Annotated in this window: 23 protein-coding genes and 1 tRNA gene; 18 read left to right on the forward strand and 6 right to left on the reverse strand. The window is 37.6% G+C overall.

Features of this window, described 5'->3' with window-relative positions:
- Positions 1–224: 224 nt before the first annotated feature.
- The 3 genes from ACESSZ_RS09050 to ACESSZ_RS09060 all read right to left on the reverse strand — a co-directional run bounded on the left by ACESSZ_RS09050 (position 225) and on the right by ACESSZ_RS09060 (position 3,112).
- On the reverse strand, positions 225–1,517 hold the full coding sequence (locus ACESSZ_RS09050; protein WP_331866908.1) for a GNAT family N-acetyltransferase: 1,293 nt from the start codon (positions 1,515–1,517) through the stop codon (positions 225–227).
- Positions 1,518–1,648: 131 nt separating this feature from the next.
- On the reverse strand, positions 1,649–2,914 hold the full coding sequence (locus ACESSZ_RS09055; RefSeq protein ID WP_331866909.1) for a hypothetical protein: 1,266 nt from the start codon (positions 2,912–2,914) through the stop codon (positions 1,649–1,651).
- A gap of 124 nt (positions 2,915–3,038) precedes the next feature.
- Positions 3,039–3,112: transfer RNA gene (locus ACESSZ_RS09060), tRNA-Trp, on the reverse strand.
- Between the two features lie 383 nt (positions 3,113–3,495).
- Between ACESSZ_RS09060 and ACESSZ_RS09065 the strand changes: the two genes are divergently transcribed.
- The 5 genes from ACESSZ_RS09065 to ACESSZ_RS09085 all read left to right on the forward strand — a co-directional run bounded on the left by ACESSZ_RS09065 (position 3,496) and on the right by ACESSZ_RS09085 (position 7,865).
- Positions 3,496–5,493, forward strand: coding sequence for an FtsX-like permease family protein (locus tag ACESSZ_RS09065; protein ID WP_331866910.1), 1,998 nt, complete (start codon positions 3,496–3,498; stop codon positions 5,491–5,493).
- Between the two features lie 344 nt (positions 5,494–5,837).
- A complete protein-coding gene (locus ACESSZ_RS09070) occupies positions 5,838–6,188 on the forward strand; it encodes a hypothetical protein (protein ID WP_331866911.1) in 351 nt (116 codons plus the stop codon).
- A gap of 9 nt (positions 6,189–6,197) precedes the next feature.
- Positions 6,198–6,605, forward strand: a complete 408-nt coding sequence (gene imm48 / locus ACESSZ_RS09075) for an Imm48 family immunity protein (RefSeq protein ID WP_331866912.1) — start codon at positions 6,198–6,200, stop codon at positions 6,603–6,605.
- A gap of 17 nt (positions 6,606–6,622) precedes the next feature.
- The gene (locus ACESSZ_RS09080; RefSeq protein ID WP_415162157.1) at positions 6,623–6,763 is read left to right on the forward strand and encodes a polymorphic toxin type 15 domain-containing protein; all 141 of its coding nucleotides are present in this window, start codon (positions 6,623–6,625) and stop codon (positions 6,761–6,763) included.
- Between the two features lie 658 nt (positions 6,764–7,421).
- Positions 7,422–7,865 (forward strand): GNAT family N-acetyltransferase, encoded by a 444-nt coding sequence (locus ACESSZ_RS09085; RefSeq protein WP_331866913.1) that lies wholly within the window; start codon positions 7,422–7,424, stop codon positions 7,863–7,865.
- A 277-nt stretch (positions 7,866–8,142) separates the two neighbouring features.
- Here ACESSZ_RS09085 and crcB read toward each other — a convergent pair whose 3' ends face one another.
- The gene (gene crcB, locus ACESSZ_RS09090) at positions 8,143–8,511 is read right to left on the reverse strand and encodes a fluoride efflux transporter CrcB (RefSeq protein ID WP_331866914.1); all 369 of its coding nucleotides are present in this window, start codon (positions 8,509–8,511) and stop codon (positions 8,143–8,145) included.
- A 217-nt stretch (positions 8,512–8,728) separates the two neighbouring features.
- On the opposite strand from crcB, the gene ACESSZ_RS09095 reads away from it, so the two are divergent.
- Genes ACESSZ_RS09095 through ACESSZ_RS09110 form a run of 4 tightly spaced genes read left to right on the forward strand, consistent with a single transcriptional unit; the run spans position 8,729 to position 10,233 of the window.
- Positions 8,729–9,190 (forward strand): YjjG family noncanonical pyrimidine nucleotidase, encoded by a 462-nt coding sequence (locus ACESSZ_RS09095; RefSeq protein WP_499842761.1) that lies wholly within the window; start codon positions 8,729–8,731, stop codon positions 9,188–9,190.
- Positions 9,191–9,196: 6 nt separating this feature from the next.
- Entirely contained in the window at positions 9,197–9,427 is a 231-nt protein-coding gene (locus ACESSZ_RS09100) for an HAD hydrolase-like protein (protein ID WP_499842762.1), read from the forward strand.
- The gene (locus ACESSZ_RS09105; protein WP_331866916.1) at positions 9,427–10,074 is read left to right on the forward strand and encodes an HAD family hydrolase; all 648 of its coding nucleotides are present in this window, start codon (positions 9,427–9,429) and stop codon (positions 10,072–10,074) included. The genes ACESSZ_RS09100 and ACESSZ_RS09105 overlap by 1 nt, the downstream gene beginning before the upstream one ends.
- A 12-nt stretch (positions 10,075–10,086) precedes the next feature.
- On the forward strand, positions 10,087–10,233 hold the full coding sequence (locus ACESSZ_RS09110) for a hypothetical protein (RefSeq protein WP_008689780.1): 147 nt from the start codon (positions 10,087–10,089) through the stop codon (positions 10,231–10,233).
- Between the two features lie 169 nt (positions 10,234–10,402).
- Here the strand turns inward: ACESSZ_RS09110 and ACESSZ_RS09115 are convergent, their stop codons facing one another.
- Positions 10,403–11,284 carry a diacylglycerol/lipid kinase family protein gene (locus ACESSZ_RS09115; protein WP_008689779.1) on the reverse strand — a complete coding sequence of 294 codons (882 nt, stop codon included), beginning with the start codon at positions 11,282–11,284 and terminating at the stop codon, positions 10,403–10,405.
- A gap of 204 nt (positions 11,285–11,488) precedes the next feature.
- Here ACESSZ_RS09115 and ACESSZ_RS09120 point away from each other — a divergent pair, with 204 nt between their 5' ends.
- Genes ACESSZ_RS09120 through ACESSZ_RS09135 form a run of 4 tightly spaced genes read left to right on the forward strand, consistent with a single transcriptional unit; the run spans position 11,489 to position 16,312 of the window.
- Positions 11,489–12,253: a threonine/serine exporter family protein gene (locus ACESSZ_RS09120; RefSeq protein ID WP_331866917.1), complete on the forward strand. Its 765-nt coding sequence runs from the start codon at positions 11,489–11,491 to the stop codon at positions 12,251–12,253.
- A 1-nt stretch (position 12,254) separates the two neighbouring features.
- Positions 12,255–12,710, forward strand: a complete 456-nt coding sequence (locus ACESSZ_RS09125) for a threonine/serine exporter family protein (protein WP_008689777.1) — start codon at positions 12,255–12,257, stop codon at positions 12,708–12,710.
- On the forward strand, positions 12,700–15,000 hold the full coding sequence (locus ACESSZ_RS09130; protein WP_132225304.1) for a U32 family peptidase: 2,301 nt from the start codon (positions 12,700–12,702) through the stop codon (positions 14,998–15,000). Before ACESSZ_RS09125 ends, ACESSZ_RS09130 begins: the two co-directional genes overlap by 11 nt.
- Complete coding sequence (locus ACESSZ_RS09135; RefSeq protein WP_020991031.1) at positions 14,990–16,312, forward strand: MATE family efflux transporter; 1,323 nt, start codon at positions 14,990–14,992, stop codon at positions 16,310–16,312. The genes ACESSZ_RS09130 and ACESSZ_RS09135 overlap by 11 nt, the downstream gene beginning before the upstream one ends.
- Before the next feature lie 137 nt (positions 16,313–16,449).
- Here ACESSZ_RS09135 and ACESSZ_RS09140 read toward each other — a convergent pair whose 3' ends face one another.
- Entirely contained in the window at positions 16,450–17,955 is a 1,506-nt protein-coding gene (locus ACESSZ_RS09140) for an FAD-dependent oxidoreductase (RefSeq protein WP_008978828.1), read from the reverse strand.
- A 253-nt stretch (positions 17,956–18,208) separates the two neighbouring features.
- On the opposite strand from ACESSZ_RS09140, the gene ACESSZ_RS09145 reads away from it, so the two are divergent.
- The 5 genes from ACESSZ_RS09145 to ACESSZ_RS09165 all read left to right on the forward strand — a co-directional run bounded on the left by ACESSZ_RS09145 (position 18,209) and on the right by ACESSZ_RS09165 (position 25,424).
- Positions 18,209–19,744 (forward strand): ATP-binding cassette domain-containing protein, encoded by a 1,536-nt coding sequence (locus ACESSZ_RS09145; protein ID WP_331866918.1) that lies wholly within the window; start codon positions 18,209–18,211, stop codon positions 19,742–19,744.
- A gap of 127 nt (positions 19,745–19,871) precedes the next feature.
- Complete coding sequence (locus tag ACESSZ_RS09150) at positions 19,872–21,584, forward strand: molecular chaperone HscC (protein ID WP_008689770.1); 1,713 nt, start codon at positions 19,872–19,874, stop codon at positions 21,582–21,584.
- A 12-nt stretch (positions 21,585–21,596) separates the two neighbouring features.
- Positions 21,597–23,375, forward strand: a complete 1,779-nt coding sequence (locus tag ACESSZ_RS09155) for a J domain-containing protein (RefSeq protein ID WP_008689768.1) — start codon at positions 21,597–21,599, stop codon at positions 23,373–23,375.
- A 193-nt stretch (positions 23,376–23,568) separates the two neighbouring features.
- Positions 23,569–23,997, forward strand: a complete 429-nt coding sequence (locus ACESSZ_RS09160) for a MarR family winged helix-turn-helix transcriptional regulator (RefSeq protein WP_008689766.1) — start codon at positions 23,569–23,571, stop codon at positions 23,995–23,997.
- Between the two features lie 11 nt (positions 23,998–24,008).
- Positions 24,009–25,424 (forward strand): MATE family efflux transporter, encoded by a 1,416-nt coding sequence (locus ACESSZ_RS09165; RefSeq protein ID WP_008689763.1) that lies wholly within the window; start codon positions 24,009–24,011, stop codon positions 25,422–25,424.
- The last annotated feature ends 592 nt before the right edge of the window (positions 25,425–26,016 follow it).

Here is a 26,016-nt window from a genome sequence, read left to right on the forward strand (position 1 = left end):
TTCATCTTATTATTGTATCATTATTTCAGATGAAACGCGATGAAGATTAAAAAATTTATCGATGTAAGAAGGAAAGAATTCATCAGAAGAAAGCGTAGAAATGCTACCACCATTCGTATTGGCAAATACCACCAATTTGTGAATACTTTGTATGCAATAGTATAGCATCACATATTCAAGATTTTACCTTTTTAACTTTTATAAAGTGAGAAATCACAAGATGGCTATGACGGTTCCTGCTTTAGGTAATAACATACTTCATCAAAGTAGGTACCATCGTAATATTCATAAGCATCATGCAAGGTGCCTTCATATTGAAATCCCAGTTTTTCGATAACACGTTTACTTTGTGTATTAAAAGGGAAATGATAGACACTGATTATTGTGCAGTGCAGATCTTCAAATGCATAGCGTAAGACTTCTTTTGCAGCCTCGACAACAATGCCCTTGCCCCAATAGGGTTTTCCGATCCAATAGCCCAACATGCGATAGCCATTGCGAGGACGATGTTGATCCGCATCTAAGCTGATGAGTCCATACAGAGTATTATCCGTTTTCTGATAAATGCCCCATGTGTGATCGTTTATCAGAAAATTAGATAAGATTTGTTTTGTTTCTTCCAGAGAAGCATGCGGCTTCCATCCGCACATGCGAGCAACGTCAGGATCTTTAGCCATCTCGTACATTTGTACATGATCTTGCATAGACAGTCGCTGCAGCCGTAAACGCGTTGTATCCTGTAAACGTTGACGTGTTTTATGGGATTGCAAAATACTAATGAGATGATTGGAATGTGCAAGTTGCTCTCTTTGTTCACAAATGGCCAGATGAAAACGCAGCCATTCTTCATATTGTGGTTTTGTTAATGCGTTGATCCGTTCTGCCAATACTTCTGAAAGTCCATCTTGACTAAAGGTTTTTAAAAGCGTAAAGCCCATGCTTTGAAAGAGTTGCTCTGCTTTCTGCACATAGGTGCTTACAAAGGGATCATTGATGACTTTAAAGGTAGTTGGATCATATTGTGAGCTATTCAAAAAAGAACTATTCGGATATAAGGCTTCCGTGGTAAACACGGCAAGGTTACTAAGAAATGCACAAAAGATAATTCCACCATCTTTTACAACGCGATGCATTTCATCCAAACAGATTCGTTGCTCTTCTTCTTTAAGATGATATAGAGGTCCCATACATAGTATGATATCAAAACTATCATCTGAAAACCTGGAGAGATCCATAGCATTTCCTTGGTGAAGGGTCAGCTTCATCTGTTTCTTCTTTTGTTGTTTCAAACGATTTAGGTGATGGGGCATCAGATCCATGGCACATACCTCATAGCCTGCTTCAGCAAGCGGTAAAGCATAAGCTCCAGTGGCAGCTCCTAAGTCTAAAATACGTTCATGTCCATGCAAATATTGTGTAAGATACTGCATGGTCGTAAGAAATTCGATATGCGCTGCGGGTGATTTCTGTAATCGTTCTTCTTCATGAACATGTTGATAAAGTTCTTCTAAATTCATAAATATCAGCCTCCTGTAAAGCTTATTGTACCACTGATAAAATGCCTTCCAATAAATCTGCATGTATAGGTAAAAGACGCTTGTTAAGAAGAAAAAAACAAGGCATATGCAAAAGAAATGGGAAAAGATAGTTAGGCGAGATTTAATTTTTCTTCAAATAACAATAGTTGTTTATAATTGCGTGTTAGAGGAAGCAGAGCTTTTAACTCATCGTGGTAAACCTTATGAAATTCCGGTGCCAGAGTCTGTAAGACAGGTAACAGTGTTTTCATGATATAGGTTTCCAATGTCTGGGCATTTTGACCATCACGCTTTAAGATAAAATAGTGCCAACAATCGCGTAATGCTTTACTGCAGGCTTGTACATCAATTTTTTGCATGATACAGGCTGGCAATGTTTTATCAAGACAGAATTGTGCATGACACATCCATATCAATAAAGGCAAGGGGGAATGGCTCTTTGTATCGAAAGAAGATTGATAACATGTCAGCGCTTTGGCATATTGTTTCTGATAATAATAACATCCGCCAATATTATAATAGAAGATAGCAAGCGTATGAGAAGAAAGGCTTGTTTGTTTCATATAAGATAAAGCTTTTTCTTTATAGAATTCAAATTGCTGGGTCTCTATAAAAATGGCAAGATTACTCATCCAATGATATATGGAAAAAAGCGCATGGGGATTGTCCTTATGCATTAGCTCATATTGTTCACATTCCTTTAAGATGAGAAAAGCTTGTAGATAGTCGTGATGTTTATCACTTAAATGTAAGACAATACCAATTGAAAAGCGGGTGATATGATGATGGTAATGCATATGGAATTGTTGATAAAGTTGTTCTAATACAATGTTATTATGGGGAAAAGTACATTGCCATTGATAAAGAGCATCCTCCATCATGATTTGCAAGGATTCACTTAGAAAATCATGACAGGATAAAAATAATTGGTAATCTTTTGATGAAAGATATTCCTGACTTGTCCAAAGGCGAGTAAAGACTTGTAATATGCGGATATAAAAGAATTCCTGCACATGTTGCTGATAAGGAAGTAAGGATTGCAATAAAGCTATGCAGATGGCACGCATAGCTTCGTCATCATAATGCGCATAAGCAGAAAGCATAGCCGATAGCATTTGCTCGATATGTTTATCCATAGGGTGCGTATAATTAAAGGATAATGCAAATTGATCCAGTAACGTATCATAAATATCATCATCTTTTACAATTTTTCCTTGTTCTAAAGATATCAATGTCCGTAAAGAGAGGATCCCTACTTTATCAACAAGCTGTTGTTGTGTCCAGCCGGCTTGTAAACGCAGCCATCGTATCATAGCGCCTAATTGTTTTTTATTATGTTCATTCAGATATAATTTTTCTTTATGTGTTGTTTTCATGCGTTTATTATAGCATATTGAGTATTATCTTTTGCTATGGAAAGATATGGTCTGTTTATAAGGACCTCTCTGCCCCTGCCAGTTTATAAAAAAAGACACCGTTTCGGTGTCTGGCTATTTTTCATGGCAGGGGTAGAGAGGATCGAACTCCCATCAGCGGTTTTGGAGACCGTTATACTACCATTGTACTATACCCCTAAGATTTAACTGCTTAACTATATTACCATAGAAAATAAAATCTGGCAATAATAAAATAAGGAAAAATATGTACTTTCTAACATGCCAGCATATGGTAAAATAGTATTCATACGGATGGAAAATATTGTCTTTTTGTTTTATAGGAACAAACATGCCATGTTCAGCATTCTGTTGCCTAATTTCGCTTTGACTACTTCCTATAAATATAGTTATAACATAACGTATCATAAGACATTCTAGATACATAACCCCTCTTATGCTTTTTTGGCCAATGCTATGTGGAAAAATTTATTATTATTTCAAATTTGTAAGGAAAGTGTAAGTGACAACGATGGCAGCGAGATACTTGTTCTTTTATAATTACAGTGAAAGAAGGGATGTAAATGAAATTAACCAGACTTGCGCTGCATAACGTCAGAAAAAGCTATAAAGATTATATGATCTATTTTCTAACTCTGATGTTTTCTATCTGTTTATTCTATACCTTTAATTCCTTTCAAGCGCAAAAGGAAATCATGTCATTAAATGACTCACAATCCATCATGCTACAAACACTTGGCATTTTCATGGGAATCTTATCCGTTTTTGTGGCTATCGTACTGGCCTTTCTGGTCATGTATGCCAACAACTTTTTGATTAAACGACGGAAAAAAGAATTTGGTTTATATATGTTGTTGGGCATGGAGAAAAAAGATATCTCTAAGGTTTTAATTTATGAAACCGTATGCATTGGTGTGGTATCACTTGGTGTTGGATTATTACTAGGTATATTGTGCTCACAAGGCTTAGGCATCTTTACCGCACATCTGTTCTCAGTTCAAGTAAATTATAACTTTGTCTTCTCGCCATCAGCAGCTATTATCACTGCTATTTCCTTTACGATTATTTTTCTGGTTATCATGATGCTGAATACCAGAGTTATAGCGAAAGTAAAATTGATAGAACTATTGCAGGCTGAGCGTAAACAAGAAAAAGCTAGAATTCAAAAACCTTTCATCGCTGTACTCATTTTTATCGTTTCGTTGTTGTTGTTAGGGGCAGCTTATTATCTGGCGACACGCTCTACTCAGATGTTTGCGAGCTGTTTAGTTCCTATTCTAATTATGGGAAGCTTAGGAACATTGTTCTTCTTTTTGTCCCTATCGGGTTTCCTCTTACAGTTCATACGTTCCAGCAAGCGTTTATACTATCGCGGATTGCGTATGTTTGTATTACGTCAGGTAAATGCCAAAATCAATACTAGTTTTGTTTCTATGAGCATAGTTTGCCTTATGCTGTTATTAAGTGTAGGAGCCTTATCTGTAGGATGGAATCTGAATGATTCATTAAAAACATCCTTGGATACACAGACACCATATGCTTATTCCTTTACCCAATATCAAAAAGCTGATACACAAAAGATGCGTCAGATCTTGATGCTAGACACGGATAAAAATATAACGAGTAGTGAGACAATTTCCGTTTATACGGATCATCTGAAATTAAAGGATTTATTTAATTATGCGAAAGATGTAGACACTGGTATGTTGTATAAAGATGCAGATCTGGAAATTATCACATTAAGTGACTTTAATAAAGCCAGACGTGCCTGGAAGTTATCTCCCATGCAGTTAAAGCAGGATGAAACTTTCTTTATCAGCGGCTCATCTAGTATCATTCCAACCTTAAATGAAATCGCAGAACAGACGAAAAAGCCACTGCAGGTGTTTAATCATAAACTGCATTTACAAGTAAAGCAAGAGGAAGCCATCAATATTGCCACAGAATTTGGGTTTAGTACAGGGGCTGCCATCGTTGTGCCTGATGCCATATTGCCACCGCAAATAGCTAGCCATCATACTTTCTGGAATATTGATGTTAAAGATGAAAGTAAGATCGAGGCATATGATACGAAGGTACATGAGAATGCAAAGAAGCTGTTGGGAACGAATGAACAAACTCTTCGCTATTCTTCTATGACTCGTAAATTGATTATTGATAATCAGGCAGGATTAGGTATGCTGTTCACGTATGTCGGTTTGTATTTGGGAGTAGTCTTCTTAGTGGCAAGTGCAGCAGTATTAGCATTGCAACAGCTTTCTGAGGCTGAGGATAATCAAAAACGTTATTTGATTTTAAGAAAAATCGGTACAAGTGAAAAGATGATGAATCATTCCATCTATGCACAGATATCTATTTATTTCTTGTTGCCATTAGTGTTGGCTGTTATTCATGCATCTGTTGGTATTCCTGTAGTATCTACATCTTTAATGTCCGGTTTGGGAATCGGTGATATAGGATTAGCTAATTTCTTCTGTGCCATTGTCGTTATCTTAATTTATGGAAGCTATTATGTATTTACGTGCATGAGTTATAAACAAACACTATATGCAAGAAAGTAAGAATTCAGCTTAATGATTAAAGAAAAAGCATACTTAGGATATGCTTTTTCTTTTGCTCATGGTATGCTATAGGTAAGAAAAAATTGATAATTAGAAATATTTCCTATTTAAAGGTTATTCATAAGGTAGTAAATACTATTGTTGAACGATTAAAATGCTTGCTTGATAATATTATATGGATACGGATTAACGTATTGAAATTATAGAAAGGTGATTGAAATGCAACTGGATGAGCAACTGATCAAAAAATTTAATGAAACTAATCTTTTATCAAAGATGGGTGAAGCTTATAAAGGCGATATTAAAACTAAAAGTTTAAAAAAATAAGTAAATCAATTGCTGGGTTGAAATGGGAAAATATTTGTTTAGAAGAAGTTAATCAAGTAACAGGATGGCTATCGGTAAATAATCCAAATGAGTATAATTTGTATTGGAACGATATGGTCAATCAAATTAAAGCAACAGTTATACCAGATCTTATCATTAAATTAGATGCCATGCTATTAGAAGATAAGATAACAGAATCAATTAAAACGGCTGTTGTTTTCGATGTAATAAATATAATTATGGTTAATAGTTATTGTGACATTATCCGCTCAGAATTTTATAGTGAAATGTTAGAAATTTATTTATTAGGGCATTTGCCATATGGCTGGGAAGGTAACTATCCCAAAGGAAGAATATTGGTATTTTAGGAGGAAAAAATGAAAAGAAAGGCAGATTTTTTAAAAAAAGCTAAAGAGGCCAGCAATGATATTTCTAGAATTTTAAGAATAACAGAATTTCAAGATGAACTGGCACGTCAAGTGTATGGAGCATTTATGTTTGGAGTACTAAATGCGCTTGCTTATGAGATGGGGAAATCACCTACAGATGTTCAAGGAATGATGATTGAACTTTCAATTCATGAGTTGGGGTATGAAACAAATCAAGCTGTGGAATTCTGTCAATATGTTATCAATTGTACAGATCGAGAAAATAATCCAACTACTTATGCAATAATTCATAGGGGAATGGAAGGATACTATCAGCTTAAAGAAAAAAAAGAAGCAGAGTTAATTACAAACTATGAGGATATTATAAAAGCTTTAAAAGATGTCCAGACGCGATAATGAAGTATTGTAAACCAATGAATTCAACTAATTTAGGTGATAGAAATATAAATTTATCCGTTGGGTCAGAATGGCGTTATCGAATAGATGATTTAGAAAATCAGATTATGGGTTATGCAATTACAATTTCCAAAGTGCAAGGGATAATGTTAAATTGAATATAAAATTAACATATTGATATAAGGTGTAAAAATATAAAATTTAAAATTTTCAATGATTTCAAACCTAATGAAAAACAAATAGATAATATTATAGATAAATTACCTCTAGAAATTAAGGAACTACAAAAGCAATTCGGCGAAGGTACAATTTGATGGAGATGTCGCAAAAATAATGATACAGGCTAAAATCAGAACTGCTGGACCTCCAGGAGGAACTTTTGTTATGCCATCATCTGTTGCAGACGACCTTATAGAGCAAGCTGAGAAGAAATTTCTAATTTAGAAAAAGTTACGAGCCTGGTACATTAGGTGCATCACCAGTAAGAGTTGATATAAAAAATCCTGGGAATATAAGAATTCCATCTGGAAATGAATTAGGAGCAAATTTACAGTGGCTACCTGGCAGAAATACAGATGGAGGGATACCGGAAGCAACAATTACATCGCCAAATCCATGTGGTAAAAGTTAGTAAAATTTCAATGTGTCTAGGATTCTGGATATGTCATAAGCCAGTGATTTTTTCTTTTGCTCATGGTATGCTATAGGTAAGAAAAATAATCTGATAATGAAATAATATTTTTATCTATCAGCAAGTATAACGGTGGGTTTAAAAAACATTGCATATACGCAAATATGGAAAGGAGATGAGCGTAAATGCGAATTGATCGGATATCGAAACAAGAAGATGTTCAAGTGAGGGAGCTGATATGGAAAACCTTTTTGCGATTTGATGCAGTTGATTATAGTGAAGAAGGTGTGAAGGATTTCTATGCCTATCTGATGCGGGATGATCTTTTTGAGCGTCTCATCTTTTTAGGGGCATATGAAGAGGATATTTTGATTGGGGTAATGGCAATGTGCGAGGGACACATCTCACTTTTCTTTGTAGATGAACACTACTATCGCAAAGGGGTAGGGAAAGCTTTGTTTCAAAGCATGTTGCGTTTACAAAAACAAATGATCATCACGGTGAATTCCTCACTCTATGCAAAAGAAGTGTACGAACATTTAGGCTTTCGTGCCATCAATCATGAAATTGAAGCCGGAGGCATTCGTTATATTCCGATGTTGTATACAAAAAATGGGTATCTTTTATAAATGATTTTATCCTTAAAACATATGAGGAAAAAAACCTTTCATTAGGAAATGGTGGGAGTGCGTCGTAAATTCAATATTTATTAGATAATTATAATGATGGAAGGAAGAAAGCGTTATTAACCTTACCGACAAATTTATTTGATTTAGAAAAACTACAAGAGCTTATTTGATCAACATCCATCAACATCACTTGTATAAACACACTCTATAAATGAGAGTGCTAATACAGTAATCATCGATAAATACAGTGGTTTCTGTAATCATCTTTTATAGTATATCAAGAAAGAAACAACAGCATCAGCCATCGTCCTAACAAGACAGCAAGGATACAAAACAGCAGACTGCCACATGCATATATACTGCCACTAAGATAACGTTGTGTTTCAAAAAGCTGCACCGTTTCTAAAGAAAAGGTAGAAAAAGTCGTAAAGCCTCCACAAAATCCAGTCTTAATGAAAAGTATGATATCCGGTTGTGCATTTGTTTCTTGAGCATAAGCTATTATCATACCAATACAGAGTGCACCAAGAATATTTATTAGCATAGTCATAAAGGGGAAAGAAGTACGCATCGGAAGAAGTCCTAAACCATAACGCAATATGGCTCCTAAGGCGCCTCCACATCCCACTAAAATTAATTCTTTCATTCACATGCCCTCCTGCTCTTATGGTAATGATTGTATCATGGTTCTAAGTTGTAGAAAAGCATAGGATCAGCAATTTTTATAGGTTTTATTTCCTGTTTATGATATAGTTATGTGGGATTAAAATAAATACGTAAAGGAATAGAATGAAGTTTGTGATAAAGTGATGCCGCTGTAAAAGTTATGATGGCATTATGAACGTTACGCATAAGGAGTCAGTATGAAGAAATATAAAACGCTATTATTTGATGCAGATAATACCTTGTTGGATTTTGATAAGACGGAAAAAGAAGCTCTGCGTAAAACCTTTACCATGCAGAATATTCCCTTTACTCCAGCGATGAAAAACCGTTATCTGCAGATTAACACTGCTTTATGGAATGCCTATGAAGAAGGAAGAATGACAAGGGAAGAAGTTATCTTTACACGCTTTGGTAAGCTGTTTGATGAATTCCATATTGCTGAAGATGGTGTTCAATTTGAGCATATATATCAAAAAGAATTAGGAAAAGGACATGCCCTCATGCCACATGCGCTCGAACTTGTGAAACATTTGAAGAAAGATTATGAATTGTATATCGTAACAAATGGGGTAAGTGCAACGCAGCATTCACGTTTGCATGATTCAGGCTTAGATCAACATATCCGTAAAGCATTCATATCAGAAGAAATCGGTTATTGAAAACCAATGAAGGAATATTTCGATTATTGTTTTGCTCATATTCCATCATTTGAAAAAGAGCAGACATTAATAATCGGAGATTCCTTATCAAGTGATATGCAGGGAGGTATTCATGCAGGTATTGCGACCTGTTGGATGAATCCTAAACAAAAACCAAATGTGCAGGATTTACCAATTACCTATGAAATAACCAATTTAAAAGAGTTATATTCTATATTAGAGGAGGATGAAAAATAATGCGAGCAATTCTATTTGATTTAGATGGTACCTTAACGGATCCTAAGGAAGGCATTACAAATTCCGTGGCATATGCTTTAGAAAAAGCGGGTATCCCTATCGAAGATAAAAATGATTTAATTACCTTTATCGGTCCGCCTTTAGCAGATTCGTTTGCACAATTTTATGGTTTTAATAAGGAACAGTGCGATGAAACAATCAAACAATATCGCGTTTATTTTAAAGAAAAGGGAATGCTGGAAAATAAAGTATATCCTGGTATAAAAACGATGTTGCAACAACTGAAGGAAGATGGAAGACAGTTGTTTGTGGCAACAAGCAAGCCACATGTTTTTGCGAAAACGATTTTACATCATTATCAACTTGCTGAATATTTTGATGGTATTTATGGCAGTGAATTGGATGGCACAAGAAGTCGTAAAGGTGAAGTCATCGCCTATATTTTGGAAAAGGAAAACCTAGAAAAAGAGCATTGTGTGATGGTTGGTGATCGTAAGCATGATATATTGGGGGCAAAGGAACATGATCTTGCCAGTGTCGGTGTATTGTTTGGTTATGGAGATGAAGAGGAATTACAACTTGCAGGTGCGGATGTCATCGTGAACGATGTTGAAGAATTAAAACAATATTTACTTAGTAAAAGATAGGAAGTGAAATGCATGAGTGAAAAAAAGAAATTAGATACGAAAGCTTTGCTGGAAAAAAGTCGCAGCGTAAAACAGAAGCCACAAGGCTCCCTGTTAGAACGTAAGTTGAAAAATAAGAAAAATGGCGCAAAGTTTGGTAAAGTGAATTTCAATGGATAACAGGAACGCTTCCTGTTTTTTTTATTTGATAAGGTTAAGTGTTTTAGCATACTTTTACGTTTGTATGGGTAATATTTGATATTATGAATGGCGTGATAAAAGCGTAAAAAATTGCTTATCTTTATCATCATGATCAATGGAAAGAATTCTGTTATTTCTCTGCATCGTGTTATAGCAGTATGGTAATCGCTTTATGATGATTTTGGATCTTGGCACAATGCACGCTTCCACCATCTTCTCCATCTAAGGTCCATGGTATTGCTTGATCACAAGTAATCGTCAAAGCAGAAGTTGTCAGAAAATGCATCCAGGTAGTATTTACTTCGCGTTTTAATAAGGCCGTTATAATATTTTGCACATCTAATAGATTATTCGGTACGCGCAGTAAAAGTACTTCAAATAAACCATCATCTAATTTGGCATGTTCCCCGGTGATAGAAGTAAAGCCTGCCACATAACGTGAATTGGTTATACAGCCAAAGATACAATCCTCCTCAATACGCATATCTTTTGTTTCTAAAACTATATGATAACGTGGGATATGGGTCAGCTGCTTAATGCCTTCCAAAAAATAAGCAGCCTTGCCAAAGGTGTTTTTACTTCCTTGAGGTGTCGAATAGGAGATTTCGGTGAACAGACCAAAGGCGGCAACATAGGTGAAATAGCGTTTGTTGAACTGACCGATATCACAAGCAAAAGGCGTTGGTGTTGCCAGATGTTCCATCAGCTTACCAGGACTTTTTGCTAATTTCAGTGTTGAGGCAAAATCATTAACGGTTCCCGTTGGAAGATAAGCGACTGCCGGTTTTTGTGCCACCTTCATTAGACCGCTGATAACTTCATTCCATGTGCCATCTCCTCCACAGCATAACAGTAAATCAAATTGTTCGGCCTTTTCTTCAACCAATTGGCGTGCATGGTTACCATACTGTGTCACAAATACCTTGACTTCATCTTCCATAGCACAAAATGCATTGCATAAGGTAAATAAATTTGCTTTGGCATTTCCTTTACCGGCTTTTGGATTGACAATAAGCATGACTTGCCGCATGGTATCACCTCCTGCATATAACTAACATTATAATGAAAAAGGCCAAAAATTACCAATAATTTATCGTAATCTTTTTCTATTCGTTCATGTAGCAGTCAAACTTACGCATATATATAAGCAGACGTAATTGAAAATTCAAAGAAAAAAGGTTTCTTTTTTGACCCCATTTTGATATACTGTTTAAGGAAAGAAAGAAGTGAAAGAATGAAGAGTGATCAACTGCTGAATGTCGTAGGATATGCCGGTAAATTATTAATTGAGAGTGGAGCGGAAATCTATCGGGTGGAAGAAACCATGGTCCGCCTATGCCACAGTTTTCATGAGGTACAGGATGCGGAAAGTTTTGTTACGCCAACCGGTATCATGTTGTCAATCACGGTGGATGGTAAGACTTCGACAAAAATCATGCGCGTACATTCAAGAGGGGTCGATCTAAATTGCATTGACCGTATCAATGCATTGTCAAGAAGAGCGAGTGAAACTGCTTTTTCTTTAGAAGAATTGAATCAACAATTGCAGGAAATTGGTCGAAAAGAGCGTTATTCATTTGGGATGACCTTACTATTCAGTGCGCTTAGTGCAGGAGGTTTTGCCATCTTCTTTCAAGGCAGTATGTTAGAGGCAGGCTGTGCCTTTTTCATCGGTTTGATCATTAAAGCAATTACGTGGTTTATGGAACAGCGAGATTTAAATAATTTTTTCATTAATGCGATTGGAGCGGCTTTTGCGGCGATGGTTGCATTAGGTCTGCATAAGTTGTTAACGAATACGGATGTTGATATTATGATTATTTCCAGCATTATGTTATTAGTGCCGGGACTGGCAATCACCAACGCCATACGGGATACGGTTGCCGGTGATTATTTATCCGGAGTTGCCAGAGCCTGTGAAGCATTTTTAGTGGCGATTGCCATTGCGGTAGGCATCGGTTTTATCTTAAGTATTTTCATGGTACAAGGAGGTGTCTGATATGCTGAATCTGGGCAGTGTGATGATTTCCAGTTTTCTTGCCAGCTTAGGCTTTGGGGTGTTATTTAATATCAAAGGAAATAAATTATTACTAGCTGGTATTGGCGGCAGTATTGGCGGTGTTGTGTATCAATTGTCCATGCAGTATGGCTGTAGTGAAATGATGGCGATGTTTTTGGGATCTATCGCTTTTTCACTTTATTCAGAAATCTTAGCACGTATCTGTAAGACACCGGTCACGACCTTTATCATTTGCGCCTTAATTCCTTTGGTACCCGGTGGTGGTATGTATCGCATGATGTTACAGGCGATCCAGGGACATGTAGATGAGGCATTAAATATTGGCTTAGATACGATTAGTATTGCAGGCGTTTTGGTGTTAGGTATCTTAATGGTTTCAACAATCATGCGCTCAGTTTTTAAAACGAAACGGCAGGTGAAAAGAAGTGAGAACTAATGTGGAATTATTAGCTCCGGCAGGAAGCTTTGAGGCATTGCAGGCAGCCGTTCAAAATGGCTGTGATGCAGTATATTTAGGAGGAACTATGTTTGGCGCAAGAGCATTTGCGCATAATTTTGATGATACGCAGATGGAAACGGCTGTTAAATATGCACATGTATATGGTGTGCGGGTATATGTAACCGTGAATACACTGCTTTATGAGAAGGAAATGGAAGAAGTCATAGCGTATGTAAAACGTTTGCAGGATATGGATGTCGATGCTTTGATCATTCAGGATGTCGGCTTATTTACCTTGCTGCATGAGCGATTTCCGGATATGGAGTTACATGCATCTACACAGATGCATATTCATAATCCGCAAGGCATTGCGATGTTACAGAAAATGGGGGCAGCCAGAGTGGTTGTTCCAAGAGAAACAACGATTGAAGAAATTCGCGAATATGCAAAACTTGGCGTAGATTTGGAAGTGTTTGTACAAGGGGCTTTATGTGTATCGTATTCCGGGCAGTGTCTGATGTCTTCTCTGACTTTGGCACGCAGTGGAAATCGAGGAGAATGTGCCCAATCCTGTCGAATGCAATATACATTGGAAGAAGATCATCATGGTTTACACAAAGAAATCACGACCAAAGGGCAGTATTTGTTAAGCCCAAAGGATTTAAATACCTTAGAACAAGTACCAACCTTAATTGAGGCAGGGATAGCATCCTTTAAGATTGAAGGCAGAATGAAGCGTCCAGAATATGTAGCCTTAATGTGTGCCTTATATCGTAAAGCAATAGATGCGTATACTCGTAAGGAAACGTTTCATGTAGATGCTGCTATGAAACAGGAAATGGAAAAAGTGTTTCATCGTGGCTTTACCAGCGGACATCTCTTTCACCAGGTTGGAAGTGCGTTAATGAATCCGCTGCGTCCCAATCATATGGGCGTGCGTGCAGGTATCATTGAACAGATCAGCAAAGATAAGATGACCGTAAAATTGGTAGATGATTTACATCAAGGAGATGGTGTGCGTATTTTGAAAGCCAAAGGGGATGAGGGCTTTCGTGTCAATCGTATGTATCAAAATGGCTTATTAGTGAATCACGCAAAAAAGAATGAACGCATTCAATTGGATAAAACCGGTTATGTGGAAAAAGGCAGTATATTGTTAAAGACGAGTGATTGTCAACAGCTGGAAGCTTTGCGAGCATCCTATGAGCAGCGTTCACGTACCATTCCCATTCAAGCATCCTTTTCCATGCAGCTTCAGAAAAAAGCAAAATTGATCGTTAAAGATGAGCAACAGCATCAAGTGGAAGTCTTTTCCGATATGCCATGTGAAAAAGCAATGAAAACCCCTTTATCTAAGGAACGCATCCTGGCACAACTACAAAAAACAAAGGATACGCCATTTGCTATCAGCTGCTGTGATATGAGTGATGTTACAAGTGATGGCATTTTGCCTATTAAGGAATTGAATCGCATGCGCAGAAAGGCATTGGAGCAATTGCAGAAACTGCGTGAAGTACGAAATGGTGTACGACGTTTTGCAGAAGAAAAAGCAAAGGTTATCGCTTTGCCATCAATGCGTGAAGTCATGATTGTCGTACATACAAAAGAACAATATGAAGTATGTCGTGAAGAAGGTTTTTCTTCTATTTACATAGCGGATGTCAGCTTATATCAAACTTTACGACAAGCCAATGAAACAGTTTATTTACGTGAAGAGCGCGTGAAAAAAGATGCTTATACACAACCTCATACTTTAATTCAAGAAACGGCAGGATTAAGTTTTGCTCAAGCTCATGCCGGAGATACTTCTTTGAATATCACAAATTCTTATAGCGCTGCTTTTGCCTTTGCAAACGGTGTGGACATTCTTACCTTATCAGTGGAACATACCCCGGATACCATACAGGAATTAACCACGGCATTTCAAAAGCGTTATCATAGAACAGGCAATTTTGCTGTACAACTATATGGTCATGTGGAATTGATGCTGAGTGAATATTGCCCGATACAGGCATGTCTAAAGGATGATGGTAAGAAACAGTGTGGTTTATGTCGAAAAGCAACACGCTATAATCTGAAGGATTTGAAAGGGCATCGCTATCCGATTTTAAGTGATGTACACTGTCGTATACATTTATTGAGTGAGGATGCCTATGATCATATCGCAGAATGGAAGGCGTATCAAAAGCTTGGTATCACTTCGGCACTTATTGTCTTTACGATAGAAGATGCGCATAAGACACGACGTGTTTTGCGGAAAGTGAAGGAACAGGTTCATGTCGACTAAGGTATCTTCAAATCGGCTATTGAATGATCGTGTGCATCGGCTATATCTGCATTATCTTTTCCCTACGCTGATTGCGATGGCGAGCAATTCCTTGTATTGCCTGGCAGATGTCTTCTTTATTTCCAAAGGTGCCGGCAGTACCGGTTTAGCGGCATTGAATATTGCTATGCCATTGTTTACACTATATTCTGCTATCGGCTTAACATTTGGAGTTGGGGGAGCTACGATCATGTCCATTGCGGAAGGAACAGGACATATGCAAGAAAGAAATCAGGCATTTACTTGCAGTGTGTTGGGCATGAGTGTAATAGGATTGTTCATTGCGGTTTTTGGGACGATATTTGCTCAACCTTTTGCCTACATGTTGGGAAGCAGTCAAGAGCTTTTGCCACATGTTATGGAATATATGCGTCCAATCAATGCTTGTGCCATGTTTTTTGTCATTAATTATGCCGGCAGTATCTTATTACGTAATGATCATGCCCCCAAGCTTGCCATGCAGGCTACCTTATGTGGCAATATTACGAATATCATCTTAGATTATCTTTTGGTCATGGTCTTTGGCATGGGGCTTTTTGGCGCTTCTATTGCGACTGCTTTATCAGCCGTATTAAGTTTATTGTTTATGTTGCCACATTTTTTCTTTAAGCAAAATACGGTGCACTTTTGTAAGGATATCTTTTCTATTGAAGTATGGAAACGTATGCTGATGAATGGAGCCGGTAGCGGTGTGTTGGAAATCAGTGCCGGAAGTGTAGTGCTCATTTTTAATTATGTTATTGTCCAAGAGGCAGATCAGCTATTCTTAGCTGCTTATGCCATCGTCACCAATATCGCTTATGTTACCAAAGGGTTATTAAATGGCTTTGCCCAGGCTGCACAGCCAATTATATCGACGAATTATGGGGCAAGACAAAAAAAGCGTACCCAGCAGGCATTTCATATATCCTTAATTGCCAGCTCTCTTTTTGCGTTACTTTTATACATCCTTTTTCTCCTTTTTCCTAACACTGTGGCTGCCATTTTCAGTGATGGAGATATGCAGCTTATTGCCAGTGCCGGGGATGGCATTCGCTTTTATTTTACAAGCTTGTTTTTTACGGCCATCATCACCATGATTCTATATTACTTGCAAGCCATTGAATGTAGCCGTGCTGCTACTATTTTGGCTCTTTTGAAAGGATTTGTCTTTGTGATCATATCATTATTTATCATGGTCCATCTATTTGGGATGAATGGCATTTGGTTTACGATTACGCTGGCAGAAGGATTGGCAGTACTCAGTGGTTTCTGGCTGTTAAAAAAGTTATGAAAAATTGATAATAAAATACAGTCGTTGTATCGTTATGTAGAAAATATAAGAAAAACACCCTTCGCTTACCTGTTCGCAAAACAGCAGTCTTCTTAAAGGGTGTTCTTATGTCTTTATGAAGGAGTAATTTTAAAAGATCAATCAATAATATGCGGATCAATTTCATTGAATCCTTCGCCGTAACGATGTAGACGATAGGTAGCCGGTCCTTTGATCAATTCACCGGTATAGGAAAAACGAGAACCATGACATGGACAATCCCAGGTCTTATCCATGGCGTTAAAATGGCAAACACAACCTAAATGCGGACAAGTCACATCGACGATATGCAGAATTTCTTCCTCATCACGATATACACCATAAGTATGATCGTCAATCTGCACTAGTTTCCCTTCACCGATATCAGGATATTGGTCATCGGGATGTTTAAATTTACCTTTAATAAATTCATAGGCAACGTTTAGATTTTCCTTTACAAAAGGTAGGGAGAAGATATCCGACATCCGTTGTGGTGTAAATATTACGCGATATTGGCTGCGTTTACCTAGTGCATGTGCACATAAAAGCTTTCCGGCGATATTTGCACTGGTATTGCCCCATTTAGAAAAACCGCTGGCAAATAACAAGTTTTCATTATGCTTATCTAATTTACCAATGAAGGGGATATGGTCAAAAGAGATATAATCCGAATTGCTCCAACCGGCTTTTACATCACCAATGCTAGAACTTTGGGCAACTTCTTTGAGCATTTCCTGCAAATCGCTGCTATCCTGCTGACCGCTTTTACCGCTGTTTCCTCCGATTAAAATGCCATCTCTGATGGAATTCCAGGAACGCATCGGGGTATCGATTGATAATGCCGTACAGTCTTCTCCATGATAGTCACAAAGTAAAATTGTTTCTTGATCACAGCGCATGCGGGCGAAGTAGAAATGTCCATGATCCAATATAGGAAACTGCGTGGCAAGAATGACTTTTTTAGCATGAATACGTTGATTGTTACAAAGCAGTGTATAACTGCCATCTGCTTCTTCTTGCAAGTCACTCACGGGAGAATGCTCATAAAGTGAAACGCCTGCATCACGAAGCACCTTAGCCAAACCGCAAGCATATGCATAAGGATCATACACTGCCTGATAATGCATGATAAGTCCAGCTTTCATCGCAAAAGGCGTTGTTTGTTTTTCCACATAGGTACAAGGAATATGCAGATCCAAATACACTTGATATTCATCTTGCAACTGGGCAATTTGTACATCATCATTTGTATATAGCATCGTATCACAACGATGAAAATCGCAATCAATCCCATGCTCCTGAATGATTTCTTCGATGGAAGTGATTGCTTCTTCATTTGCATGATAGTATAATCGCGCAAAATGTTTGTCATAGCTTTCTAATAAATGACGATAGATTAAGCCATGCTGCGATGTGACCTTTCCCGTATTGCGTCCGCTGGCTCCACGACCAATTTCCTCAGCCTCTAAAACAATGATGTCTTCTTTTGCTTTAGAAAGATAATAAGCACTGCTTAACCCACATAAACCACCACCGATAATGACAATATTCGTATCCAATTCCTTTGTGACTTGTGGAAATTGGAGCTGTTGTTTTTGTTTGTTGATCCAATAAGAATCGTTCATGCTCTCACCTCGTTATCCTTTATCATGCCCCATACATGGTTTTTTATAAGTTGACATTCATTTTTATTTACGCTATCATAAAAAGCAAGATGAAGGAGTGATAGGATGTACAATCGATAATGAAACTTAAAAATGAATCCGTAAACAGAATCGTTTTTGTCGTGTCATTATCGTATGATCACTTATCCTGATGAACAATCACACAAAGAACGTCTGACGTTCTTTTCTTTTGTGTCAAAAGGAGGTATGTCCATTGCTTATTCTAAAAGATGTTATAATAAAAGATCAAAAGAATCATATATTACTTGATAAATTTAATTATTCCCTGGGAAATGAAGATAAGGTAGGAATTATCGGTGAAGAGGGAAATGGAAAATCAACCTTATTAAAAGCAATTTATAATACAAAACAAATAGAAGACTATGCAGAGGTAAGTGGAACGATTATTACAGACATGAAACATATCGGCTATTTTGAACAACAGTTAAATGACAAATGGCAGGAAAGCTATGTATATGAATATGTTTTAAAAAATGATGTTGCGGATATCATAGAAGCAGAAGACTATAATCGCCTAAAAGAATTTGAACAATTATGTCATCAGGTACATCTGGATGCCACCTGTTTGACATCAGAACAAAAAATCAAAACGTTAAGCGGTGGAGAAAAGGTTAAACTTCAACTGATAAAGTTGCTAGCCAGTCATCCGGAGCTATTACTTTTCGATGAGCCGACCAATGATTTGGACATTGAAACACTGGAATGGTTGGAACAATTCATCGTTCAACAGACGATACCGGTTATTTTTATATCACACGATGAAACATTATTGGAACATGCGGCCAATGTCATCATCCATCTGGAACAGCGAAATAAGAAAACAAAATGTGTGCATACGATCTATCGTGGTACCTATCAAGAGTATGTTAACAGCAGAGCAATGAAATTAAATAAAGAAGCCGCCTTAGCTTCGAAAGAACAGTTGGAATATCAAAAAAAGATGATCAAATTGAACGATATGCGTAATGCGGTACATGATGCATTGAATGATACGGTGCGCAACCCATCCATGGGGCAATTATTGAAAAAGAAAATGAAAAATATCAAGGCACTGGAAAACCGTCATGAAAGAGATGGGGTTCATAAGGTGGATACAGTAGAAGAAGCCATTGATGTCTATTTTGAAGCAACACCTTTACCGGCTGCGAAAATAGTTATGCAGTATCAGCTAAAGGAATTGCGCATACAAGAAAGAATACTGTTACAAGATGTTGATTTATTGATAAAGGGGCAAGCAAAAGTGGTAATTACAGGACGCAATGGCTGTGGAAAAAGTTTATTATTGAAAAGACTTTATGAAGAAATCAAGCTGCGCGATGATCTTAAGGTTGGGTATATGCCGCAAGCATACGCACAATGTTTTCAAGAACATGAGACACCTATTCAATTTCTCTTGGAAGAAGGTGATCAAAAGGATGTTACCAGAGCCAGAGAATTACTAGGAAGAATGAAATTTACGAGTGATGAAATGATACATTCCCTCATGGAATTAAGTGAAGGACAAAAAGCAAAAGTGTATCTTTTACGCTTCATTAAAACCAATTGCAATGTCTTACTGTTAGATGAGCCGACCCGCAATTTATCACCACTTACAAATCCGCTTCTTCGTCAGATCTTAAAGGAATTTAAAGGCTGTATCCTTGCGGTATCACATGATCGTAAGTTCATAGAAGAGGTTTTTACAACGCGATATCAAATCGTCGGGCAAAGGCTCATAAGATGGAAGTGATTATGATAGAGTAATGCCATAAACATGCGATAAGAAAATGTGAAAATTTTACTCATGTGCAAAGGGTATGATAAAATAAAAAAGCAAATGGATACACGCCTTCGTAGTTAAGAGAGGAAGATTTTATATGGCAATTATTGGAATAGATTTAGGTACAACCAATTCATTGGCCTGTGTTTGGCGAAATAACAAAGCAGAATTGATCCCAAATGCATTAGGGGAATATATAACACCAAGTGTCGTCAGTGTAAAGGATGATGAAATCTTAGTAGGACGATTAGCAAAGGAACGTCTGATTACCCATCCCCAAGACAGTGTTGCTGCGTTTAAGCGGGACATGGGTACAGCCAAGCAATATACGTTAGGTAATAAGACATTTAAACCTGAAGAGTTAAGTTCTTTTATCCTACGCCAACTGATTGAAGATGCAAAAATGTATTTGCAGGAAGACATCGAAGAGGTCATTATCAGTGTGCCGGCATATTTTAACGATGATCAGCGTTGGGCGACAAAGACAGCAGGGGCATTGGCGCAAGTAAAAGTGGAACGAATTATCAATGAGCCAAGTGCTGCTGCGTTAGCACAGCATATTCATGATGATGGGGAAGACAAAACTTTTCTCATTATCGATTTTGGTGGTGGTACTTTAGATATTTCCGTTGTAGATGCTTTTGATAATGTGATTGAAATAGCTGCGGTTGCCGGCGATAATCATTTAGGTGGGGAAGATTTTAACACCGTGATCGCTGAAGCCTTTTTAAGGGAACATGGTCTGTATGCTACAGATATCAGTGTCCAGGAAAAAGCGATGTTAATGAAGCAGGCAGAAATATGCAAACGTAAACTGAGTGAACAGGATGAGGTGAACATGAAAGTACGCATCCATGATACGCTTTTGAGTATGAAACTTACAAATCAGCAGCTGATTCTGTTGGGTAATAGCATCTTAACACGGATGGAAGGTCCCTTAAAACAAGCATTAAAGGATGCTGGTGATGATATTGGAGATATTGATGATATCATCCTTGTCGGGGGCTCTTGTAAGATGCCAGTCGTTCAGCATTATATAGAATATCTGACTAAGCATACCGTAACTATGCACTTGGATCCGGATAAGGCGATTGCTTATGGATGTGGAACAGCAGCCGGTATTAAAGAACGCAATCAAGAAATCAAAGATATGCTCCTTAGTGATATCTGTCCCTTCACTTTAGGCACTGCTATATATCCCGACGGGCTGAAGGATGCAATTATGAGTCCTTTGATTGAACGTAACAGTGTATTGCCATGTAGTCGGGAATCTTTGTATACGACTATACATGATCAACAAGAAGTCATTGATTTTGAAATTTATCAGGGAGAACATTACCATGCAGAAGATAATCTGTTATTAGGCAATTTAGAAGTTAAGGTACCACCCAATAAAAAAGGTAAGGAAATCGTAAAGGTTCGTCTAACTTATGATATAAATGGCATTTTAGAGGTGGATGCCTTTGTAATTTCTACCCGGCAAAGTTTTCATAAGATGATCTTATCGAAAAATAATCGTATGAGTGAGGCAGAAATTAAGCAAAAGCTCCAAGCATTAAAGGAGTTGAAGATACATCCACGTGATAAAGAACGTAATCGCTTATTACTGGCACGTGGTGAACGAATGTTTTTAGAACTTGTAAAAGAAGAACGTCAAATGGTAGCAGATCTGATGCGCTATTTTGAACAGGTATTGGAAAGTCAGAATGAACGTGCGATTGATCATGCTTATCATGAAGTCAGCCGACGCCTGGATAGCATAGAAGGGGATGGGGATACAACGACGATTCCTCGTTATTTTCAAGCATAGGGGGAATGAAGTATGAAATCTTGTTGGGAAATTTTAGCAATCACAGAAACAACAGATCTAAAAGCCATTAAAAAAGCCTATAGTAAAATGGTGAGACAATATCATCCTGAAGATGACCCCGAAATGTATCAAACGATACGCCAAGCTTATGAAAGCGCCCTAAAAATAGCCAAACAAAGCGCTATGTCGCAATCTGCAGAAAGTAACAATCAAGCGGAACATGAAGATATGCATAGCATCTATGAAAGGTTATTTGCTTTTGAAAAAGAGGAAGTTCATGCGAATGATGATGAAGAAGCGTACAAAGATGTTTTTGATGTATTGCAGTATATACAAAATAACTTTGTTGAAAAGTGGAAACAGCTCTATGAAACACAAGCCACATACAATGAATGGGAACAATTTTTTCAAGAGTATAAAGGTTTTGAAGACTATTTATTCGAAGCGTTAGAGGAATTAATACCATATCATAAAGACAATTGCGTATTTTCATGCGATACAGCGCTTCTTCTACGCTTGCGTCTTTCACTCTATCAATTTAAAAGAATAGAAACAAGCGTTCCTATCGAAGCCTTTGATGAACAATTAAAAAGGCAGACGATGATGGAGCTAAAGACACCGACTGCTGTTTTGCTGTCCATAAAAGAAAAGTATTTCTATGCACTTTTGCATCTCGTATTGATGGATTGGGCAGCACTCGACCAAAGTCCGCTGCGGACACAGCCATCCAGCTGGCAAGCTTTTTTTAAGACAGTAAGTTTTCAGCTGGTGAAACAAGAAGTTAAATTCCATGAACTCTTATGGAAGACATTGGATCGTCCAAAGCCACTTCAAAGCGAGGTACAACAGATGATGCAAGAGCAGCTTTCCTTGCCAAAGGAAAGTGAAGTGCTTGCTCATATAAGTGGAAAATGTTTTGACATAGTTGATTTCTCTGATTTGATGAGTAAACAAAGACCTGTTGAAGATACGGTGTTGGAGCGATGGATAATGCTGAGTGAATCAACTAAACGAAACGATACAGCGGTATGGATAACCTTTTTAAGTACGAATGCCTTTTTAGAAGCTAGGACAAATGGGCAATTCTTAAAACGCTTATCAGAGTATATCTTACCAAAGAAACGATATCGTCAATCTATCAAAGATCTTATGGATAGACAATTAAAATTATCATCCTATTTACTGTCTATCCAAAACAAAGCAGCGCAAGGTATCCCACCTGAGCAAGACGTAAAGAAAGCTGTCTTTCAATTGCATCAGTACTTGTCGAAAAGCAGAAAAGTACAGACTCCATCTAAATTACCATATATCATTGCAGTGGCCGTATTGTTTAGCATTATGACTGCTATGAATTACCAAGCAAAAGAGGAAAAAGATAGAATGAAGGAGTATAGCAATATTGTTCATTCTAGTTTTGATGAAAATATATATGATTTAGGCTTTATCATTTATGTCGAAGAAAAAGAAGGTAAAAAGATTTTGATGCAGGGTGATGAAGAATTGCTAGAAGTTAAAGATTATCGTAACAATAAAAGTAATTATCGCATTGTGAAGCTTAAAGACGGTTGGCATTTTTATGACCTTGCATATCGTCAAGTCATGGATGAGGTATATGATGACATTTTGGTTGTGAAAGGCAAAGATGGGGAGAGTGAATATTATGCAGCTTGTCTGCATGGTAAATGTGCCCTTTACGATGAACAATTAATAAGAGTAGAAGACTATAAATATATGAAGGATGATTTCCAAGGAAAATACTATGCTGATGGAAAACTGCATGATAAAAAATAAAATGTGATGAAAGGCTGCGCATACATCGGAAGCAAAGATGTTGGCAGCTTTTTTCATTTACTGATGAAAATATATATGACTTTACTGAAGCAAGACATCGTCAAAAAATCTTACATTTTATGGTTGCGTATGCAACTTTCATACGGTATAATACAATAGTTGTTTATGCAACGGTAAGTTAAGAGGTGATGAAATGCCTGCTATTAGTAAATATTCTTCCATGGTATATCGGCTAAGTCAGATTTATTTCGATGAACAACTGGCACCCTATCATATTGGCTGTGGACAGCAGTTTTTTCTATTACATATCTATCGTCATCCGGGGATTAATCAATATGAGCTTGCATATCAAGATCATTATGATAAAGGAACGACGGCCAGAGCAGTAAAAAAATTAGAGGAGCAGGGTTACGTATTGCGACGCAGTGATGAACATGATCGTCGTATCACGAAACTGTATGTGACAAAAAAAGGTGAGGCCATTGTTGAGATGATCAATCAAGTGCTTGCTGATTGGCATGCGATCATCACAGATGGGTTAAGTGATGAAGAATGCGAAGTTACAGCGCGCCTCATGGGAAGAGTAGCAGCGAATGCAGCTGCTTTCGTTAAAAAGAAATAAGGAGGGAATCTATGGAACAACATGTACATCCAAAAACAAGAAATCCATTAGGGTATCAGCCGATTGGACGGCTGTTAATGCGTTTTGCTATTCCCAGTGTCATCAGTATGCTGGTGAATGCATTATATAATATTGTTGATCAAATTTTCATCGGGCAAGGTGTTGGTTATCTGGGAAATGCCGCAACAACGGTCACATTTCCTTTGATGACAATTCTTTTGGCAATAGGCACGATGTTGGGAGCCGGTGGTAGTGCTTATGCGGCAATCAAATTAGGGGAAAAGAAAGAAGACGAAGCCGAAAATACATTGGGAAATGAATTTTTGATGCTGTTGGTCATCGGTCTTTTGATTACTGTAATTGGTTTAGTCTTCTTAGAACCTATATTAAACTTATTTGGCGCAACACCGAAAAATATGGCCTATTCGAAAGACTATGCAAGCATTATTTTGTTAGGATCTACGTTTAATTTGTTAGGTATCGGATTATCCAATATGGCAAGAACGGATGGCAGTCCTAATGTCGCCATGTATAGTATGCTGGCAGGTGCTATTTTAAACACGATGCTCGATCCATTTTATATTTTTGTCTTGCATTGGGGAGTAAAAGGTGCTGCGATTGCGACCATAACATCACAAATCATTGGTGCTGTCATCTTACTATATTATTTCTTGAAAAAAGGTCATATGCGTTTACGCTTTGATCATATGAAGTTAAAATCATCCATCTGTAAAGCGATTTTCGCATTAGGAATCTCTAGTTGTATTACACAGACAGCAGCGACAATTATGCAGGTTGTCATGAATAACTCTTTGGTATATTATGGTGATATGACATCGACCGGTGGAGATGTGGCATTAAGTGCTATGGGCATTGTCTTAAAGGTTTCGATGATCATTACTGCTATTTGTGTGGGCATTGGTATTGGTGCGCAACCCATTTTGGGATTTAATAAAGGCGCAAATCAACCAAAGCGCATTAAAAGTACTTATAAGCGTGCGGCTGGTATTGCGACAATTACTTCCATTGTTGGCTGGTTGTTATGCATTACCATTCCTCATATCATATTATCTTTATTTGGCAGTGGCAATGCGACATTTACCGAATTTGCTATCCGCTGTATGCGTATCTTTATGATGGGAATCTTTTGTGCAGGGTTCCAGATAACAGCGACAAGCTATTTTCAGGCAACCGGGCAGCCATTAAAGGCGAGTGTCTTATCGATGATGCGGCAATTGATCTTATTGATCCCTTTAATTTTAATCTTACCTATGATCTTTGGTTTAAATGGTATTTTATATGCCGGTCCGATAGCCGATATAACAAGTGGTATTGTTGTATTCGGTTTTATCTCTCATGAAATGAAGAAATTGGACAAGCAGATTGAGGATGAAGATGGAAAAGAAGAATTAGGGGTACTGGAATAGACTATTAAGAAACAGAAGCTAAAAGATAGGAAAATCTGATTCTCATAATCCTTTATGAACGCGCATGTAAGGATACTGCCTTATATCGCATAAGCAATGAAGAGTGGCAATTGCCACTTTTTTATTGTGTGGCGGGCATGCCACATATCTAGGGTGAAAATCCCTCGGGGCGTAGTTATCGACGAACCCAAGAGCGACTTGCAAGTTTCATATCGTGAGGTATGGGAGAGAGGAAGCAATAGCGAAATCGTGGCTTAACGGACAGGAAGTCTGAACATTAAATTCAGACGGCTGATAATAAGGCGGCATTAGCGGATGAGATGGCATGAAGCATCAAAGTCCAAAAGATAACCGTAACCTAATGGCGTAAATCAGATAAGTAAACGAGGAAAGATATGTGACTTACCCCGCGAGGTCTCATTGACTCAGTAGGCGAGACGTAGAACGACGGGCAGTCGAGGAGTAGTAACAACGAACAATGAGAAGTCAGCCGAGGTCATAGTAGGTAGAAATACTGAAGGACTGAACGTTTTAATCGCACGAGCAAAATGTGTGTTTCTTACAACAATCAGACAGGGGTATGAGTGAAAAC

This window comes from Eubacterium sp. 3_1_31, assembly GCF_964249515.1.
GTDB classification, from domain to species: Bacteria; Bacillota_I; Bacilli_A; order Erysipelotrichales; family Erysipelotrichaceae; genus Longicatena; species Longicatena caecimuris.